Source organism: Falsihalocynthiibacter sp. S25ZX9 (assembly GCF_041205405.1).
GTDB lineage: Bacteria > Pseudomonadota > Alphaproteobacteria > Rhodobacterales > Rhodobacteraceae > Falsihalocynthiibacter > Falsihalocynthiibacter arcticus.
This window is the reverse complement of record NZ_JBGFCD010000107.1, coordinates 1-357: the sequence shown is the minus strand read 5'-3', so window position 1 is coordinate 357 and position 357 is coordinate 1. Positions and strand designations below refer to the sequence as shown.

Below are 357 nucleotides of genomic sequence, written 5' to 3'. Positions count from 1 at the left end.
ACTCACCATGCCTTTTTGCCCACATTGAGGGCAGGGTTTGCGTGCGAATTGAAAACCGGAAAGTTTGGGGCCAATGACCGCCGCAACTACACTGCCACCAAAGAATATCGCCATGCCCCAAAAAATCAGATCCGCGATGTCGTTCGGATTTTTCTGGCGCTCAGGGGACAATTCGCCGCCATTAAAAGGCAAGGCGATCAGCGAGATCATTTTGTCCGCACCATCCAAGACACCGTCGTCAAAATCCCCGTCCTTGAAAGCTGGGGTGATGTAGAATTGGATAATGTCCTCGGATATATCGTCGTATATAGGGGGGTAGCCGCTGCCCACTTCTATGCTGAAGGTGCGGTCATTTTT

1 protein-coding gene is annotated in these 357 nt (G+C 51.0%); it reads right to left on the bottom strand.

Annotated elements, in window-relative coordinates:
* Window positions 1–357: YgcG family protein (locus AB9F29_RS21490; RefSeq protein WP_369757199.1), on the bottom strand; the 357-nt coding region annotated here is incomplete at both ends.